Genomic DNA, 17,281 nt, shown 5'->3' with positions numbered 1-17,281 from the left:
ACGCCTCCGTCATCGGAAACCGCATGCCGCTCTTTCTCAAGGCCCTCCGCGCGCGCCTCACCCGCCCGGCCAGACGCTGGGCCAACCGCCTCGCCGCCCGGCGAGCGCGCCTCGGGACGCGCCCTCAGGTTGCGGAGACCCTGCCCGAACCGGTGCTCTTCGGCGACGCCGACCACGGCCTCGCCCTCGTCGGTGGCCGCTGGCTGGCGCTCGGCCATGAGGTTTCGCTCGACGGACAGACGATCTGGGCCGCCCGCCTGCCGGACCCGCGGCTCGACCCGCTCCGCCACGGCTTCGACTGGCTCGACCACCTCGGCGCCCTCGGCAACCGCGCGGCGCGCGGCACGGCGCAGGCCTGGCTGGCCGACTGGATCCGCCGCTACGGCCGCGGCAGCGGCCCGGGCTGGACCCCGGAGATCGCGGGGGCGCGCGCCCGGCAGTGGACGGCCCATGCCGCCCTCCTCGCCCAGGGCCTCGAGCGCGCCGAGGCCGACCGGTTCTGGCGTGCGCTCGCCGCCCAGCAACACTACCTCGCCCAGACCTGGCGCCATGCCGCCCCCGGCCTCGGCCGGCTCCGCGCGCTGTCGGGCCTCGTCTGGAGCGGCCTCGTCCTGCCCCATCCCGGCCACCGCGTCGCCATGGCCGAGCTCGGCAAGCTCGCCGAGGCGCTGATCGACGACAAGGGCGAGATCGCAAGCCGCCGCCCCGAAGACCTCGCCGAGGCGATCATCCTGCTGATCTGGACCGCCCGCGTGCTCGAGAACGCCGGGCAGCACGCGCCGCCCGCCCATCTCGCCGCCATCGTGCGCAGCGTGCCGGTGCTCCGCGCGCTGCGCATGGGCGATGGCAGCTTCGCCCGCTTCCAGGGCGGCGGCGCGGGCGATGCCGACCGCCTCGACCAGGCGCTCGCCGAGCTGCGCATCGGCGTCCAGTCGAAACCCCCGCTCTCGATGGGCTACTGCCGCCTCCAGGGCGGACGCACCGTCGTGGTGCTCGATGCCGCCGCGCCGCCCGGCGGAGCCGAAGCCGCCCATGCCCATGCCGGAACCCTCGCCTTCGAGATGAGCGCGAGCCGCCAGCCGCTCATCGCCAACCAGGGGCCGGGCGAGGCCTTCGGCCGGCGCTGGGGCCTCGCCGCGCGCCAGACCGCGGCCCATTCCACCGTCGAGATCGCCGGCCGCCCCTCGGCGGGCTTCCGCACCCGCGGGCTCGTCGCGAGCGCCTTCGGCCCGCGCCTCGTGGGCGGCCCCGCCCGCGTCTCGATCCGCCAGGCCCAGGACGCCAGCGGCCAGTGGCTGCTCGCGACCCACGACGGCTACGCCAGCCGCTTCGGCGTGATCCACGAACGCCGCGTCTTCGTCGGGGCCCGCGGCCGCGAGGTCCGCGGCGAGGATATCCTCACCATCCCCGACGCCGCCGCGCTCGCCCGCTTCGGCAAGGCCACCCGCGGCCGGCCCCTTCCCTTCGCGGTGCGCTTCCACCTGCCCCCCTCGGTCGCCGCCGAGGACGACCCGGTGCAGGAGGTGATCCGCCTCACCCTGCCCTCGGGCGAGGTCTGGGCCTTCCGCGCGGCCGGCGGCATCCCCGAACTCGCCGCCTCGGTCTGGTTCGACCCGGCGGCAGCCGCCCCGGCCGAAAGCCTCCAGATCGTGCTCCGCAGCGAGCTCGAGGATGGCCCCGGCCAGGTGATCTGGTCCCTGAGCCACGACGCCGACGCCCCGCCGCCCGAGGAGGACGAGACGCCCTGAGCCCGGGCCTCGTCCCGGCCTTCAGCCCTGCGCGCGCTTCGCCGCGGGCGCAGGCAGCTCTCCGGGCGGTGCCGCAAGCTCGATCCGCGGCGGCGCGGAGGGCAGCGCCGGCATGCGGTTCCAGGCATCGAGCGCGGCGATCTTGTAGGCCTCGGCGAGCGTCGGATAGTTGAAGGTGTTCTCGACGAAATACTCGAGCGTGCCGCCGAGATTGATCACCGCCTGGCCGATATGGATCAGCTCCGTCGCGCCCTCGCCGACGATATGGCAGCCGAGCAGACGCCGGGTCTCGAGATCGAAGATCATCTTCAGCATCCCGCTCTCGAGCCCCATGATATGCCCGCGCGACGTCTCGCGGAACCGCGCGACCCCGCATTCATAGGCAATCCCGCGGTCCCGCACCTCCTCCTCGGTGAGCCCCGTGGTCGAGATCTCCGGCACCGCATAGATGCCATAGGGAAAACTCTCGGGCGGCCGGTGCGCGGGCTTGCCCAGCGCATGGCAGACCGCGATCCGGCCCTGCTCCATCGAGGTCGAGGCAAGGCTCGGGAACCCGATCACGTCGCCCGCGGCATAGATATGCGGCACCGAGGTCTGGAAGGTGTCGGGATCGACCGCAAGCCGCCCGCGCTTGTCCGCCTCGAGCCCGCAGGCCGGCAGGTTCAGCGCCGCCGTCGCCCCGACCCGGCCCGCCGCGAACAGCACCATGCCCGAGCGGATCCGCCGCCCGCCCTTCAGATGCACCTCGCAATTGCCGGGGCCGAGCCGCTCCACCCGCTCGACCTCCGCCCCGAAGCGCAGCACCATGCCCCGGTCGCGCAGCTGATAGGTGAAATCCTCGACCAGCTCGCGGTCGAGGAAATCGAACATGCTCGTCCGCGGCTCGACCAGCGTCACATGCACATCGAGCGCGCTGAAGATGGTCGCGTATTCGACCCCGATCACCCCGGCGCCGATCACCGTCATGTAGCGCGGCAGCGCCGGCAGCTCGAGGATCTCGTCACTGTCGAAGATGCTCTGCCCGTCGAAGGGCACATGGGCGGGCCGGTGCGGCACCGTGCCGACCGCCAGCAGGAACCGGTCGGCCGAAAAGCTCGTGACCTCCCCGCCCTCGCCCGTCACCTCGATCTCGTGCGGGCTCATGAACCGCGCCGCCCCCCGCAGCGTCTGCACCTGATTGCGGGCGAACTGGTGCTCCAGCACCTCGACCTCGTGCCCGAGCGTCATCTCGAGCCGCGCGCGCAGGTCCGTCGCGCTCAGGTCGCGCTTCACCCGGTAGGCCCGGCCATAGAACCCCCGCTCGCGCCAGCCCGAGAGGTTGAGCGCCGTCTCGCGCAGCGTCTTCGAGGGAATGGTGCCGGTATGCACCGAAACCCCGCCGACGCGCCGGCCGCGCTCGATCACCAGAACCCGGCAGCCGAATTTCGCGGCCTGGATGGCGGCGCGGCGGCCCGAAGGCCCGCTGCCGATGACGATCAGTTCGAAATGCTCCATGGGGCGGCGGCCTCCTGCGTCCTGCCTTGCGGCGCTTGCGAACAGGAAGAGGAGCGGATTTGCCCGGCCCGATCAAGCAAAGCCCCCGCCGCGGCGGCGATTTGCGCCCCGAAACCCGCCGCCTGCGTGCTGCGTACGCAAATCCGTGCGCCACGCAGTGGTTGCCCCGGCGTTTCGGGTCGAGTATCGGGAGCGCGTCATCACGGAGGGCGCCGGGCGATCCAGCCCCGCGTCCCGGATCTGGTCCCGGGCGCCGGCCGCGCTGCGGGGCCGCCATCATTGGGGGTTCGCCGCTTCATGTCCACCGATCTCGTGCCGCTGCGCCGCGCGCTCATCTCCGTCTCCGACAAGACGGGCCTCGTGGAACTCGCCTCCGCGCTCGTCGCGCGCGGCATCGAACTGGTCTCGACCGGCGGCACAGCCAAGGCGCTGCGCGAGGCGAGCCTGCCGGTGCGCGATGTCTCCGCGATCACCGAATTTCCCGAAATGCTCGACGGCCGGGTGAAGACCCTGCACCCGATGGTCCATGGCGGCCTGCTCGCCGTGCGCGACGATGCCGGCCACAAGGCCTCGATGGACCAGTACGGCATCGCGCCGATCGACCTCCTCGTGGTCAACCTCTACCCGTTCGAGGCGACGGTGGCGAAGGGCGCCGATTACGAGACCTGCATCGAGAACATCGACATCGGCGGCCCGGCCATGCTGCGCGCCGCGGCCAAGAATCACGCCTGGGTGACGGTCGTGACCGATGTCGCCGATTACGAGGCGCTGCTCTCCGAGCTCGACGCCCACGACGGCGCGACCACCCTTGGCTTCCGCCAGAGCCTCGCCCTCACCACCTACGCCCGCACCGGCGCCTATGACGCCGCCGTCTCGACCTGGATGGCCGATGCGCTCGGCACGACCGCGCCGCGGCGCCGGGTGATCGCGGGCGAGCTCGCCCAGGGCCTGCGCTACGGCGAGAACCCGCATCAGGGCGCGGCCTTCTACCGCGACGGCTCCGGCCGGCCGGGCGTCGCCACCGCCCGCCAGCTTCAGGGCAAGGCGCTCTCCTACAACAACATCAACGACACCGACGCCGCCGTCGAGCTCGTGGCCGAATTCGCGCCCGCCGACGGCCCGGCCTGCGCGATCATCAAGCACGCCAACCCCTGCGGCGTCGCCCGCGGCGCCACCGCGATCGACGCCTATCGCGCCGCCTTCGACTGCGACCGCACCTCGGCCTTCGGCGGCATCATCGCGCTCAACACCACGCTCGACGCCGAAACCGCCGCCGCGATCAGCGAGATCTTCACCGAGGTGGTGATCGCCCCCGACGTCACCGACGAGGCCGCGGCGCTCTTCTCGAAGAAGAAGAACCTCCGCCTGCTCGTCACCGGCGGCCTGCCCGACCCGACGGCACGGGCGCTCGCCTGGCGCCAGGTCTCGGGCGGCTTCCTCGTCCAGGACAAGGATTCGGGCCGCATCGGCCGCGAGGATCTCCGCGTGGTGACGAAGCGCGCCCCGAGCGAGGACGAGCTCCGCGACCTGCTCTTCGCCTGGAAGGTCGCCAAGCACGTCAAGTCCAACGCCATCGTCTACGCGAAGGGCGGCGCCACCGTCGGCGTCGGGGCGGGCCAGATGAGCCGCGTCGATTCGACCCGGATCGCGGCGCGCAAGGCCGCCGACATGGCGGAGGTGCTGGGCCTCGCCGAGGTGCCGACGAAGGGCGCCGTCGTCGCCTCCGACGCCTTCTTCCCCTTCCCCGACGGCCTCCTGACCGCGGCCGAGGCCGGCGCCACCGCCGTCATCCAGCCCGGCGGCTCGGTGCGCGACGACGAGGTGATCGCCGCGGCCGACGAGGCGGGGCTTGCCATGGTGCTGACCGGCATGCGCCACTTCCGGCATTGAACCGGCCGATGCTCGCGCGCGCGCTCGCCGTCGCGATTCCGGTCTTTCTCGCCGACCGGATCACGAAATACTGGGTGGTGGAGGCCCTCGACCTCCGCCACCGCCTCTTCATCCCCGTCCTCGATCCCTGGCTCAACTTCACCATGGCCTGGAACGAGGGCATCAACTTCGGCCTGCTCGACATGGGCGGCGCCGGGCGCTGGGTGCTGATCGTCCTGGCGCTCGCCATCACCATCGGCCTCGCGGTCTGGGTCCGGCACCGCAGCGGCTGGGGCACCGCGGCGGGCGTGGGCGCGATCATGGGCGGGGCCATCGGCAATGTCTGGGACCGCCTGCAATACGGCGCGGTGGCGGATTTCCTCAACACCAGCTGCTGCGGCATCCACAACCCCTTCGCCTTCAACGTCGCCGACGCCGGCATCTTCGTCGGCGCCGTGCTCATCGCCATCTTCGCGCGGGACAAGAAAGCGTGACGTCCCGGAGAGAGTGCGCTAGAGACTCGACCGACCGAACCCGGATATGACGCGGCCATGCTGAGACCAAGACCGACAGCGCTCCTTGCCCTCGTGCTCCTGCCCGCGGCCCTCGCGCTCGCGGGCTGCACCGGCAACCGCTCGCTCGCGGGCATCCTCCGCAATTCCGGCGTCACCAGCACGCCCGACGAATTCATGGTCCTGCCGACCCGCCCGCTCGAGATCCCGCAGAACCTCGCCGAGCTGCCGCCGCCCACACCCGGCCAGCCCAACCGGGTGGATTACCAGCCCCAGCGCATCGCCGTTGCGGGCCTCACCGGCCGGGAGGCGCCGCCCGGCACCGCGAGCGCCGCGCCGCTGCTCGCCCGCATGGGCCCGATCGACCCGCAGATCCGGGCGAAACTCGCGGTCGAAGACGCCGACTACCGCTCGGTCTCGCACGGCCTCTTCTTCGAGCGCATGTTCTCGCGCGACAAGCTCGAGATGATGTACCGCCCGATGATCCTCGATCCGGGGCCGGTCTACGAGGAAATGCGCGCCCGCGGCGTGAAGGTCTCGACCCCGCCGCCGAGCGCTCTCGAAAACAACTGAGCCCGCCGCGACGCCGCGCGCGCCGGCGCGCGCGGACCTCACGCAATCGGGGCTTGCTTGTGCCCCGGGGGGCCTGTCACAACCGGAGGGAGCAGACCTTCCCGGAGTCTCCCCCGATGCGCCAGACAGCCGCCGCCCTCTGCCTCCTCGCCCTCCTGCCCGCCACCCCGCGCGCCGCGGCCGGAGCGGAGGACGGCATCTCGGAATTCACCCTCGAGAACGGCCTCCGCGGCGTGGTGATCGAGGATCACCGGGCGCCGGTCGTGACCCAGATGGTCTGGTATCGCGTCGGCGCCGCCGACTCGCCCCCCGGCCAGTCGGGCATCGCGCATTTCCTCGAACACCTGATGTTCAAGGCCACCGACACCCTCGCCGATGGCGAGTTCAGCCGCATCGTCGCCGAGAACGGCGGCGACGAGAACGCCTTCACCACCCCCGACACCACCGCCTATTTCCAGCGCATCGCCGCCGACCGGCTCGACCTGATGATGGGCATGGAGGCCGACCGGATGACCGGCCTTGCCCCCGGCGCCGAGGGCGTGCTCTCCGAGCGCGACGTGGTGATGGAGGAGCGGCGGCAGGTGGTCGAGAGCAGCCCCGACGGCCCGTTCTTCGAGGCGCGCAACGCCGCGCTCTACCTCAACCACCCCTACCGCAACCCGGTGATCGGCTGGCCGCAGGAAATCGCCGCCTATGACGCGGAAAAGGCCATGGGCTTCTACCGCGCCCATTACGCCCCCAACAACGCGATCCTCGTCGTCGCCGGCGACGTGACCCCCGAAGCGGTCGAGGCGATGGCCCGGAAGCACTTCGGCCCGCTCCCGGCCAACCCCGCCATCGCGCCCCGCAGCCGCCCGCAGGAGCCGCCGCCCATCGCCGCGCGCCGGGTGGCGTTCGACGATCCGCGCGTCAGCACCCCGCTGATCTCGCGCCTCTACCTCGCCCCGAACCGCCGCCCCGGCGATCAGGCGATGGCCGCGGCCTGCGAGGTGATGACCGAGCTTCTGGGCGGCAGCGGCATCACCTCGGTCATGGGCCGCGCGCTCGAGCTCGGCGACGGCATCGCGGTCGGGGCGGGCGCGAGCTATTCCAGCACCAGCCTCGATCCCCGCAGCATCTCACTCTGGGTGGCGCCGAAACCCGGCATCCCGCTCGAAACCGCCGAAGAGGCGCTCGATGCGCTCCTCGCGAGCTTCATCGCCGAGGGCCCCGACCCGGCGAGCCTCGAGCGCACCCGCAAGCGCATCCGCGCCGCCGAGATCTACGAGCTCGACAGCCAGAACGCGCGGGCCAACCGCATCGGCAGCGCGCTCGCCTCCGGCCTCACGCTCGAGGATGTCGAGGCCTGGCCCGGCCTGCTCCAGGCCGTCACCGCCGAGGATGTCCAGGCCTGCGCCCGCATGGTCTTCCGGCCCGAGGCCTCCGTCACCGCCCTGATGACCCGCACCCCCGCGCCCGAGGTCACGCAATGAGCCCGCGCCGCGCCCCGGCCCTCGCGCCCCTCCTCGTCCTGCTCCTCGTCTGGCTCGCCCCGCCCGCGCGGGCGGAGATCGAGATCCAGGAAGTCACCTCGCCCGGCGGCATCACCGCCTGGCTCTACGAGGAACACACCATCCCGATGCTCGCGCTCGAGGCCCGCTTCCTGGGCGGCGCGGCGCTCGATCCGGAGGGCAAGGCCGGCGCCGCCGCGCTGATGGCGGGCCTCCTCGAGGAAGGATCGGGCTCGCGCGATGCGGTCGCCTTCGCCGAGGCCCGCGAGGCCCAGGCGGCGCAGTTCGGCTTCAGCGCCTCCCGCGACGACATCTCGGTTTCGGCCCATGTGCTGAGCGAGGGCCGGGACGAGAGCCTTGCGCTCTTCCGCGACGCGCTCGTCGCCCCCCGGTTCGACCCGGCCGCCTTCGCCCGCGTCAAGGCCCAGCTCGCCGCCTCCGTCGCGGCCGGGGCCGAAGACCCCGGCACCATCGCCCGCCAGGCCTTCTATGCCCGCGTCGCCCCGGAGGGCCACCCCTACGGGCGCCCCGACGACGGCACGCCCGAGACGGTCGCAGCCCTCACGCCCGAGGATGTGACCGCCGCCCATGCCGCCACGATGGTGCGCGACCGGCTGCAGGTGGCGGTGGTCGGCGACATCACCGCCGCCGAGCTCGGCCCGCTCCTCGACCGGATCTTCGGCGATCTGCCCGAATCGGGTCCGCCGCTGCCGCCGAAGGGCGAGCCGGTGCTTGCCGGCTCCCTCGAGGTGATCGAGCTCGACACCCCGCAATCGACCGTCGTCTTCGGCCAGCGCGGCCTGCCCCGCGACGACCCGGATTTCATCCCGGCCTTCGTGCTCGACCACATCCTCGGCGGCGGCGGTTTCGGCTCGCGGCTGACCACCGAGGTGCGCGAGAAGCGCGGCCTCACCTACGGCATCTACACCTATCTCTTCACCGGCGATTTCGGCGAGATCTGGATCGGCAGCTTCTCGAGCGCCAACGCCGTCGCGGCCCAGGCCATCGACATCGTCCGCGAGGAATGGGCCCGCATGGCCGGCGAGGGCGTGAGCGCCGAAGAGCTCGCCGCAGCCAAGCGCTACCTCACCGGGGCATGGCCCCTCCGCTTCGACGGCAACGGCCAGATCGCCTACCTGCTCCTCGGCCTCCAGGCCGCCGGCCTCGACCGCGAATACGTCAACCGCCGCAACGATCTCGTCGAGGCGGTGAGCCTCGAGGACGTCAATCGCGTCGCGCACCGCCTGCTCGATCCGGACGCGCTCACCTTCGTCGTCGTCGGCCGCCCCGAGGCGCTCGGCTCCACGAATTAACCGTGGAAGCGCCTATGGCTTCATGCTAGACCTTGGGGCATGAACGCAGAGAGCCCCAAGATAGAGCCCGCCCTGCCGGTGATCCGGCAACTCGACGCCGCGGCGCAGAACCGCATCGCGGCGGGCGAGGTTGTCGAGCGTCCGGCCTCCGCGATCAAGGAACTCGTCGAGAATTCCCTCGATGCGGGCGCGACCCGGATCGAGATCGCCTATGCCGATGGCGGCAAGCGGCTGATCCGGGTGAGCGATGACGGCCACGGCATTCCGGCCGATGCGCTGCCCCTCGCGCTCTCGCGCCACGCGACCTCGAAGCTCGACGGCACCGATTTCAGCAACATCCTCACCTTCGGCTTCCGCGGCGAGGCGCTGCCCTCGCTCGGCGCCGTCGGCCGGCTGACGCTCACCTCGCGCGCCCGGGGCGCGGCGGAGGCCGCGAGCCTCACCGTCCGCGGCGAGGCGACCGGCAGCGTCCGGCCCGCGGCGCTGGCCCGCGGCACCGTGGTCGAGCTCGAGGGCCTCTTCTCCGCCACGCCCGCCCGGCTCAAGTTCCTCCGCTCCGACCGCGCGGAAGCGCAGGCGATCAACGACACCGTGCGCCGCCTCGCCATGGCCGCGCCCGAAACCGCCATCCTGCTCCAGGATGTCTCCGACCCGGCCGCGCCGCGCCAGATCCTGCGCCTCGATGCCGAGCCGGGCGACCTCTTCGAGGGCCTCGGCCGCCGGCTCGGCGCGATCATCGGCGCCGAGTTCCCCGAGAACGCGCTCGCGATCGACAGCACCCGCGAGGGCCTCCGCCTCACCGGCTATGCCGCCCTCCCCACCTACTCGCGCGGCGCGGCGGTGGCGCAATACCTCTTCGTCAACGGCCGCCCGGTCCGCGACCGCCTGCTGCTCGGCGCCCTGCGCGCGGCCTACATGGACGTGCTCTCCCGCGACCGCCACCCGGTCGCCGCCCTCTTCCTCGACGTGCCGCCCGATCTCGTCGACGTGAACGTCCACCCCGCCAAGGCCGAGGTCCGCTTCCGCGACCCCGGCCTCGTGCGCGGCCTCGTGGTGGGCGCGCTGAAACAGGCGCTCGCCGGGGCCGGGCACCGCGGCGCCACCACCACCGGCATCGGCATGCTCGGCGCCTTCCGCCCCGAGACGGACCAGCCCTCCGCGCCCTACCGCCCCGCCTGGTCGGGCGCCCAGGCCCCGGCGCGCCCCGCACCCGGCACCGCCGCGCTCTTCACCCGCGCGCTCTGGTCCGGCCGCGTCGAGGAGCTGCCCGCGGAGCCCGAGGACGCCCCCGACCCGGAGACCCGGCCCGAACCCCTCGACCTCCCCCTCGGCGTCGCCCGCGCCCAGATCCACGAGAACTACGTCGTCGCCCAGACCGGCGACGGCATGGTGATCGTCGACCAGCACGCCGCCCACGAACGCCTCGTCTACGAACGCCTCAAGGCCCAGCGCGCGGCAAGCGGCGTGCCGGGCCAGATGCTGCTCATCCCCGAAGTGGTCGAGCTCGACGAGGCCGCCACCGCGCGCCTGCTCGACGCGGCCGAGGACCTCGCCGCCCTCGGCCTCGCCCTCGAACCCTTCGGCGGCAACGCCGTCTGCCTGCGCGAAACCCCGGCCATCCTCGGCGAGGTCGACGGCCGCGCGCTCCTCGCCGACATTGCCGACGCGCTGGCCGAAGGCACCGCCGCCGGCGGCCTCGAGGCCCGCATCGACGCGATCCTGAGCCGCATGGCCTGCCACGGCTCCGTCCGCTCCGGCCGCCGCATGAGCGCCCAGGAAATGAACGCGCTGCTGCGCGAGATGGAAGCCACGCCCCTCTCCGGCCAGTGCAACCACGGCCGCCCCACCTATGTCGAGCTCAAGCTCCACGACATCGAACGGCTCTTCGGGCGCCGATGATCGAGATCGCCGGCACGCCGCTCCAGCTCTCCGACCCCCGCCTCTGGGCCGCCCTCGCCGCCGCCGCCCTCGCGCTCGCCCTCATCCGGGCCGCCGGCCGCACCGCGCGCAGCGTCGAGCCCCTCGCCCGCCACCTCGCCGACCTCGACGGCGCCGTCCGCGCGCTCAACGACGGCCAGAACCAGCTCTACGGCGGCCTCACCCACGTCGCCGACGCCCAGGCCGCCGCCCAGGCAAGGATGTCCGAGGCGATGGAACGCCGCCTCGCCGAGGTCACGCAAGGGCTCGGCGAAACCCTCGGCCGCTCCGCCCAGCGCACCGCCCACTCGCTCGGCGAGCTCCAGCAGCGCCTCCAGGTCATCGACAAGGCCCAGACCCGCATCGAGAAGCTCTCCGGCGACGTGCTCGGCCTCCAGGACATCCTCTCCAACAAGCAGACCCGCGGCGCCTTCGGCGAGATCCAGCTCCGCGAGATCGTCACCAAGGCGCTCCCCCCCGACGCGGTGAGCTTCCAGAAGACCCTCTCCAACGGCACCCGCGCCGATTGCGTCATCGAGATGCCGCATCCGCCGGGCCCCATCGTCATCGACGCGAAATTCCCGCTCGAACCCTACGAGGCCCTCGTCAACGCCAGCACGCCCTCGGAAACCAACGAGGCCCGCCGCCAGATGCGCGCCGCCCTCCGCAGCCACATCCGCGCCATCGCCGAGAAATACGTGATCGAGGGCGAGACGGCCGAAGGTGCGCTCATGTTCCTGCCCTCCGAGGCGGTCTACGCCGAGCTCCACGCCCGCTTCGGCGAGATCGTCCGCGAGGGCTTCGAGGCCCGCGTCTGGATCGTCTCGCCCACCACCTGCATGGCGACGCTCCACACGCTGCGCGCCGTGCTGAAGGACACCCGCCTCCGCGCCGAGGCCCACGCCATCCGCCGCGAGCTCGGCGCGCTCCACCGCGACATCGAGCGCATGATGGGCCGCGTCGGCAACCTCGAGCGCCACTTCACGCAGGCCCAGCGCGACGTCGAGGAAATCCGCATCTCCGCCGACAAGGCCTCTCTCCGCGCCCGCCGCCTCGAAGCCGTCGACTTCAGCGACGACGCGGGCGCACCGGAGGGGGAGGTGAGGCGGATCGGGTGAGGGGAGTGCAAATAGACAGAACACGAATTAAATTAATTTTTCATGCTAATTCGTATATGGAAAATATAACGAGGTAATTGATGCGTATATCTAAAATACGCCTAAAGAATGGGTACAAACGATTCCATGATCTGACCATCGATCTAGGAGATAATCCTGCGAGGATTGTCGCCTTGGTGGGACCAAATGGATGCGGCAAGAGCAGCGTATTAGATGGGCTATTGTTCTACGCAAAAGCATATAGCCCCATTGGACGGGGTGGCAACCGCAGTAACGACTACCACTCAATGACAAGAAAAATGTACTTCGATGCGTTGCAGCAAATCGAGATAAAATTTACATCTGGATCATTTCAATCCATTTTCACCTCAAAACAAAAAACCGGTACAGAAAATACTATTTTTTCATTCCGAAGTCCATATAGGTACAATGAAGAACTTAAGATTTCCGAAACTAGATCTGTTCCTGAAATTAGATTGAACTCATATGGCGCTGCTGATGCCTCCGCTCTCGATTCAAAGATGGAAGAAAATTACCGTCGTCTTTATGCGACCTTCAACCGTTACCGTGACGAAAACGATCTAAGGCCCAGCGAAGCGAAAGCAAAAATTATTGGCGACCTCAATAACTCCATCAAGAGCTGTCTAGATCTTGAGATTTTCAGCCTCGGAAACGTTGAAGGAAACGAAGGCACTTTATACTTTAAAAAATCGGATCATCCCGGAGAATTTGAGTTTAATGTACTTTCATCCGGTGAAAAAGAGGTAGTAGACATCCTTCTAGATTTATATCTCCGGAAAAATACTTATACAGACACAGTGTTCCTCATAGATGAGCCAGAACTCCACATCAATACATCAATACAAGGTAAATTGCTATCTGAGATTGATCGCTTAGTGGGGCCAGAGTGTCAGATTTGGCTAACCACCCACAGCATAGGATTTCTGCGCGCCTTACAAACCAACATGAGAGATCGCTGTCAGATTATTTATTTTCGGCCCGAGTATGAACTTGCGTCTAGGGCATACACATTGCAGCCGGTAAAAGTTAGTGCTGGGACATGGCGCGAGCTATTTTCAATTGCATTGGATGACTTGGCTGAACTCGTCTGCCCCTCGGTAATCGTGTATTGCGAGGGAAGAGCAGAGCCCGGAGCGGGTGGCCGGGAGAGAGGCTTGGATGCTCAGGTGTTTAATAACATCTTTGCCACATCCCATCCCGACACTCTCTTTATCTCAAGTGGAGGGAATACCGAGCCCGAGCAGAGAGCCGCAATCGCACTTGCTATAATTGGCAAGGTATTTCCCTCTATGAAAATCTGGGTTCTCAAAGACCGAGATATGGCGTCTGGTAAGGAAACATCTGAAAGCGACCGCCAAACTTACCTCAGGACAAATGAAAAAAGTCATAGAGTTCTAAAGAGATGGGAAATAGAGAACTATCTGTACGATAAAGACGTTTTGAAAGCCTATTGCTCTGCAGAAAATCTCAATTTCGACGAATTAGCGTATGATATGTTTGTCACCGACATAAACAATCAGAATGTCAAAGATTCAACCAATAATATAAAGAACATATGCGGCATAATACACAACATAAATTCCGAGATATTTAAATTATCCATATCGAAATACATTACAGAAGATCTTCCGGTATTTAAGGAACTTGAGGATTGCATATTTAATAGAAGATAAATGAAATCTATATACCTCCAAATACACGATCAATATAATTGGAGGGATATTTTTATGGCCATGTCGAAAGCTAATTGACGCATTCCCCCTCCTTCCCCAACGCCTCCACATAAGCCCGCACCGCCTCCTGCACATGCCGGAAGCGGTCGCCGCCCAGGTGCTTGCCGCCATACCAGCGCGTGACCACCACAACATGGTCGCGCAGCCCCTCGCGTTCGAGCATCCGCAGGATCACCATCCCCGCGCCGCTCTCCCCGTCGTCGTTCTTGAGCGGCCCCTCGTCGCAGAGGAGCCCCCAGGAATTGTGCGTGGCCCTGGCGAATTTCTTCCGCCGCTTGAGCTCCGTCACGAAGGCGCGCGCCGCCTCGGCCGAGCCCGCGGGCCCGCCGGAAACGGCATATTTCGAGCCCCGGTCGGTGAGGACATGTTCAAGCACCAGCATCCCGGCAGGATTAGGCTTCGAGGGCCCCGTCCGCAAGCCGGAGGTCATCCCCGCGGCCCTGCCGTGCGGGCCCGGCGCAAAACGCCGCCCCGCCCGCCATTCATGATATGTTAACTACGAAAATCGAGCAATTTCAAAGCCGTTTTTCGATTTTCACGGTGAAACGCCCGATTTCACGCCCCCTCCACCCCCCGTGGAGTTGCCGCCCGGCCACAGCAAACCACGCCCCTGTGCCGCGCCTGCGGCCCGTGGTAGGAAAAGGGGGGCCGGCCATGCCAGACTGCCCGCCGCCGAGATTCCGGAGCTTTCATGGCGCAGAACCCGCTACCCGACCATCCGATGCGATACGCGCTCGCCAACGAGTTGCATGCCCGCCCCTTCCCGGTGCTCGATCCGCCCTGCCGGGCGATGTATCTCGCGATCAAGAAGCTCGAGAACGCCGCCGAGCGCGACCGCTCCGAGGATCGCGCCCATCTCATCGCCCTGCTCGACCGCCACGGCGCCCCGCATCCGCCCCCCGGCGCCGACCACTATTTCGGCCGTCTGGGCCGCGGCACCCTGAAGTGGGAGCAGCATACCGAGTTCGTCACCTACACCCTCTTCGCCCCCGAGCAGCAGGCGGATGCCTTCGCCGGCGAGCTCTTCAACCTCTTTCCCCGCGACTGGCTCTCCGAGGCCCCGGGCAAGGTGGTGACCTCCTGCATCGTCGAGGTGATGTCCGTCGCCCCCGAGGATCGCGAAAAGACCATGGCGCGCTACTTCCCGAGCTGGTTCGTCCCCGAAAGCCTCTCGGTCAGCGCGGTTGCCGACAGCAGCGCCGTGGTCGCGGGCGATTTCCAGATCGACGAGCACGGCCACACCCGCTTCGCCGTCCTCGCCCGCCCCGACACCACCCCGACCCGCGTCGGCCGCGTGGTCCAGCGCGTGCTCGAGATCGAGACCTACAAGAGCATGGCGATGCTCACCCTGCCCCGCGCCCGCGCCGTCTCCGCGACCGTCGCCCGCCTCGATCGCGAGCTCTCCGACCTCGCCACCGGCATGGCCGAGGAAAGCGAGCAGGCGACCGAAGTGCTCCACCGCCTCCTCGCCATGACCGCAGAGATCGAGGCGCTCTCCTCCGCCACCGCCTTCCGTTTCGGCGCCTACGAGGCCTATGAGGCGATCGTGAACCAACGCATCGGCGCGCTCCGCGAGGAGCGCATCGCCGACCGCCAGCTCATGGGCGAGTTCATGATGCGCCGCTTCGACCCGGCGATGCGCACCTGCCGCTCGGCCAAGGGCCGCCTCGCCGAGCTCTCCGGCCGGGCCGAACGGGCGGCCAACCTGCTCCGGACCCGCGTCGATGTGGCAAACCAGGCCCAGAACGTCGAGGTCCTGCGCAAGATGGACCGCCGCGCCGCCCTCCAGCTCCGGCTCCAGGAAACGGTCGAGGGCCTGTCGGTCGTCGCGATCAGCTACTATGCCGTCAATCTCGCCGCGGGCCTGCTCTCCCCGGTCGGCCACGCGCTCCATCTCGAGAAATCCGATCTCGTCGCGATCCTCACCCTGCCGGTGATCGCCGGCGTCTGGTTCATGGTCCGCCGCATCCGCAACCGTGTCGCGAGCGGCCATGACGAGCACGGCTGAGGCCCCGCGCCCCTAGCCCGCGGCGGGGGCGCACGCTAGAACGGGGGCGGGCATGCGCCCCGCGGGGCGCGATGCCGACCGAACCCCTGCGCCGGAGTGCCGCCCGATGTCCCATGTCTTTCCCCGCCACACCCGCGCCCGCCTTCCGATGGTCGATCACGGTGACGGGGTCTATCTCGTCGACACCGACGGCAAGCGCTATCTCGATGCCTCCGGCGGCGCGGCGGTCTCCTGCCTCGGCCATTCCGACCCGGCGGTGACCGAGGCGATCCGCGCCCAGCTCGGCCGCGCCGCCTTCGCCCATACCGGCTTCTTCACCTCCCCCCCGGCCGAGGCCCTGGCGGCCAAGCTCGCGGCCCATGCCCCGGGGGCACTCGACCGGGTCTGGTTCGTCTCCGGCGGCTCGGAGGCGGTGGAATCGGCGCTGAAGCTCGCCCGGCAATACTGTCTCGAAACCGGCCAGCCCGCCCGCCACCGGGTGATCGCCCGGCGGCAGAGCTACCACGGCAACACGCTTGGCGCGCTCGCCGCGGGCGGAAACCTCTGGCGCCGCGAGCCCTTCGCCCCGCTGCTGGCCGAAACCTCCCACATCGCACCCTGCTACGAATACCGCGAGCGGGAGGCGGACGAGAGCCGGGAGGCCTATGCCCTCCGCGCCGCCGACGCGCTCGAGGCCGAGATCCTGCGCCTTGGCCCCGAGACCGTGATGGCGTTCATCGCCGAGCCGGTCGTGGGCGCAACCGCCGGTGCCGTGCCGCCGGTGCCCGGCTATTTCCCCCGGATCCGCGAGATCTGCGACCGCCATGGCGTGCTGCTCATCCTCGACGAGGTCATGTGCGGCATGGGCCGGACCGGGACGCTCTTCGCCTGCGAACAGGACGGCATCGCCCCGGACATCCTCTGCATCGCCAAGGGCCTCGGCGCGGGCTACCAGCCGATCGGGGCCATGCTCTGCACCGGCGCCATCTACGAGGCCATCGCCAGCGGCTCGGGCTTCTTCCAGCACGGGCATACCTACATGGGCCACCCGACCGCCTGCGCTGCGGGGCTCGCGGTGCTCCGGCGGCTGACCGAGGACGGGCTGGTGGAACGCGCCGCCCGGATGGGCACGCGGCTCCGCGCCGAACTCGAGGCCCGCTTCGGCGACCACCCGCATGTCGGCGATATCCGGGGCCGGGGGCTCTTTCTCGGGCTCGAGCTGGTCGAGGACCGGGCAAGCAGGATGCCCTTCGACCCGGCCCTCGGCCTTCACAGGGCGATCAAGGCAGCGGCCTTCGAGGACGGTCTCATCTGCTACCCGATGGGCGGCACGATCGACGGGATCCGGGGCGATCACATCCTGCTCGCTCCCCCCTTCATCCTCGAGGATGCCCATATCGCGGAGATCTGCGACCGGCTCGAACGCGCCCTCGAGCGGACAATCGGCGCCGCATGAGGCAAGGCTCCGGCAGCACCCGGACGAACGCATCCTGACATGTCGCTTTT

The 17,281-nt window shown here is 68.9% G+C and carries 13 protein-coding genes; 11 read left to right on the top strand and 2 right to left on the bottom strand.

The window, feature by feature from the left end; genetic code table 11:
* Positions 1 to 23 precede the first annotated feature (23 nt).
* Positions 24 to 1,748: a heparinase II/III family protein gene (locus ACF66B_RS14395; protein ID WP_111429008.1), complete on the top strand. Its 1,725-nt coding sequence runs from the start codon at positions 24 to 26 to the stop codon at positions 1,746 to 1,748.
* A gap of 21 nt (positions 1,749 to 1,769) precedes the next feature.
* Here ACF66B_RS14395 and sthA read toward each other — a convergent pair whose 3' ends face one another.
* A complete protein-coding gene (gene sthA / locus ACF66B_RS14390) occupies positions 1,770 to 3,242 on the bottom strand; it encodes a Si-specific NAD(P)(+) transhydrogenase (protein ID WP_111429009.1) in 1,473 nt (490 codons plus the stop codon).
* Between the two features lie 297 nt (positions 3,243 to 3,539).
* On the opposite strand from sthA, the gene purH reads away from it, so the two are divergent.
* The 8 genes from purH (at position 3,540) to ACF66B_RS14350 (ending at position 13,728) form a co-directional block, all read left to right on the top strand.
* Positions 3,540 to 5,132, top strand: a complete 1,593-nt coding sequence (gene purH / locus ACF66B_RS14385) for a bifunctional phosphoribosylaminoimidazolecarboxamide formyltransferase/IMP cyclohydrolase (RefSeq protein ID WP_111429010.1) — start codon at positions 3,540 to 3,542, stop codon at positions 5,130 to 5,132.
* Between the two features lie 8 nt (positions 5,133 to 5,140).
* Complete coding sequence (gene lspA, locus ACF66B_RS14380) at positions 5,141 to 5,605, top strand: signal peptidase II (RefSeq protein ID WP_111429011.1); 465 nt, start codon at positions 5,141 to 5,143, stop codon at positions 5,603 to 5,605.
* 57 nt (positions 5,606 to 5,662) lie between these two features.
* Positions 5,663 to 6,196, top strand: a complete 534-nt coding sequence (locus ACF66B_RS14375) for a DUF3035 domain-containing protein (protein ID WP_111429012.1) — start codon at positions 5,663 to 5,665, stop codon at positions 6,194 to 6,196.
* 116 nt (positions 6,197 to 6,312) lie between these two features.
* On the top strand, positions 6,313 to 7,668 hold the full coding sequence (locus ACF66B_RS14370) for a pitrilysin family protein (RefSeq protein ID WP_111429013.1): 1,356 nt from the start codon (positions 6,313 to 6,315) through the stop codon (positions 7,666 to 7,668).
* Positions 7,665 to 8,999 (top strand): pitrilysin family protein, encoded by a 1,335-nt coding sequence (locus ACF66B_RS14365; RefSeq protein ID WP_111429014.1) that lies wholly within the window; start codon positions 7,665 to 7,667, stop codon positions 8,997 to 8,999. Before ACF66B_RS14370 ends, ACF66B_RS14365 begins: the two co-directional genes overlap by 4 nt.
* Positions 9,000 to 9,038: 39 nt before the next feature.
* Positions 9,039 to 10,898, top strand: coding sequence for a DNA mismatch repair endonuclease MutL (mutL, locus tag ACF66B_RS14360; RefSeq protein ID WP_111429015.1), 1,860 nt, complete (start codon positions 9,039 to 9,041; stop codon positions 10,896 to 10,898).
* Positions 10,895 to 12,034 (top strand): DNA recombination protein RmuC, encoded by a 1,140-nt coding sequence (locus ACF66B_RS14355; RefSeq protein WP_111429016.1) that lies wholly within the window; start codon positions 10,895 to 10,897, stop codon positions 12,032 to 12,034. The genes mutL and ACF66B_RS14355 overlap by 4 nt, the downstream gene beginning before the upstream one ends.
* A gap of 80 nt (positions 12,035 to 12,114) precedes the next feature.
* Complete coding sequence (locus ACF66B_RS14350; RefSeq protein WP_111429017.1) at positions 12,115 to 13,728, top strand: ATP-binding protein; 1,614 nt, start codon at positions 12,115 to 12,117, stop codon at positions 13,726 to 13,728.
* Positions 13,729 to 13,798: 70 nt separating this feature from the next.
* Here ACF66B_RS14350 and ACF66B_RS14345 read toward each other — a convergent pair whose 3' ends face one another.
* A complete protein-coding gene (locus tag ACF66B_RS14345; protein ID WP_111429018.1) occupies positions 13,799 to 14,170 on the bottom strand; it encodes a YigZ family protein in 372 nt (123 codons plus the stop codon).
* A gap of 309 nt (positions 14,171 to 14,479) precedes the next feature.
* Here ACF66B_RS14345 and ACF66B_RS14340 point away from each other — a divergent pair, with 309 nt between their 5' ends.
* Both ACF66B_RS14340 and ACF66B_RS14335 read left to right on the top strand, forming a co-directional pair.
* The gene (locus ACF66B_RS14340; RefSeq protein WP_111429019.1) at positions 14,480 to 15,796 is read left to right on the top strand and encodes a DUF3422 domain-containing protein; all 1,317 of its coding nucleotides are present in this window, start codon (positions 14,480 to 14,482) and stop codon (positions 15,794 to 15,796) included.
* 106 nt (positions 15,797 to 15,902) lie between these two features.
* Positions 15,903 to 17,231 (top strand): aspartate aminotransferase family protein, encoded by a 1,329-nt coding sequence (locus tag ACF66B_RS14335; RefSeq protein WP_111429020.1) that lies wholly within the window; start codon positions 15,903 to 15,905, stop codon positions 17,229 to 17,231.
* Positions 17,232 to 17,281: the final 50 nt, after the last annotated feature.

The organism is Amaricoccus sp. B4 (assembly GCF_043226085.1).
Taxonomy (GTDB): domain Bacteria; phylum Pseudomonadota; class Alphaproteobacteria; order Rhodobacterales; family Rhodobacteraceae; genus Amaricoccus.
This window is presented reverse-complemented; position numbering and strand designations above follow the sequence as displayed.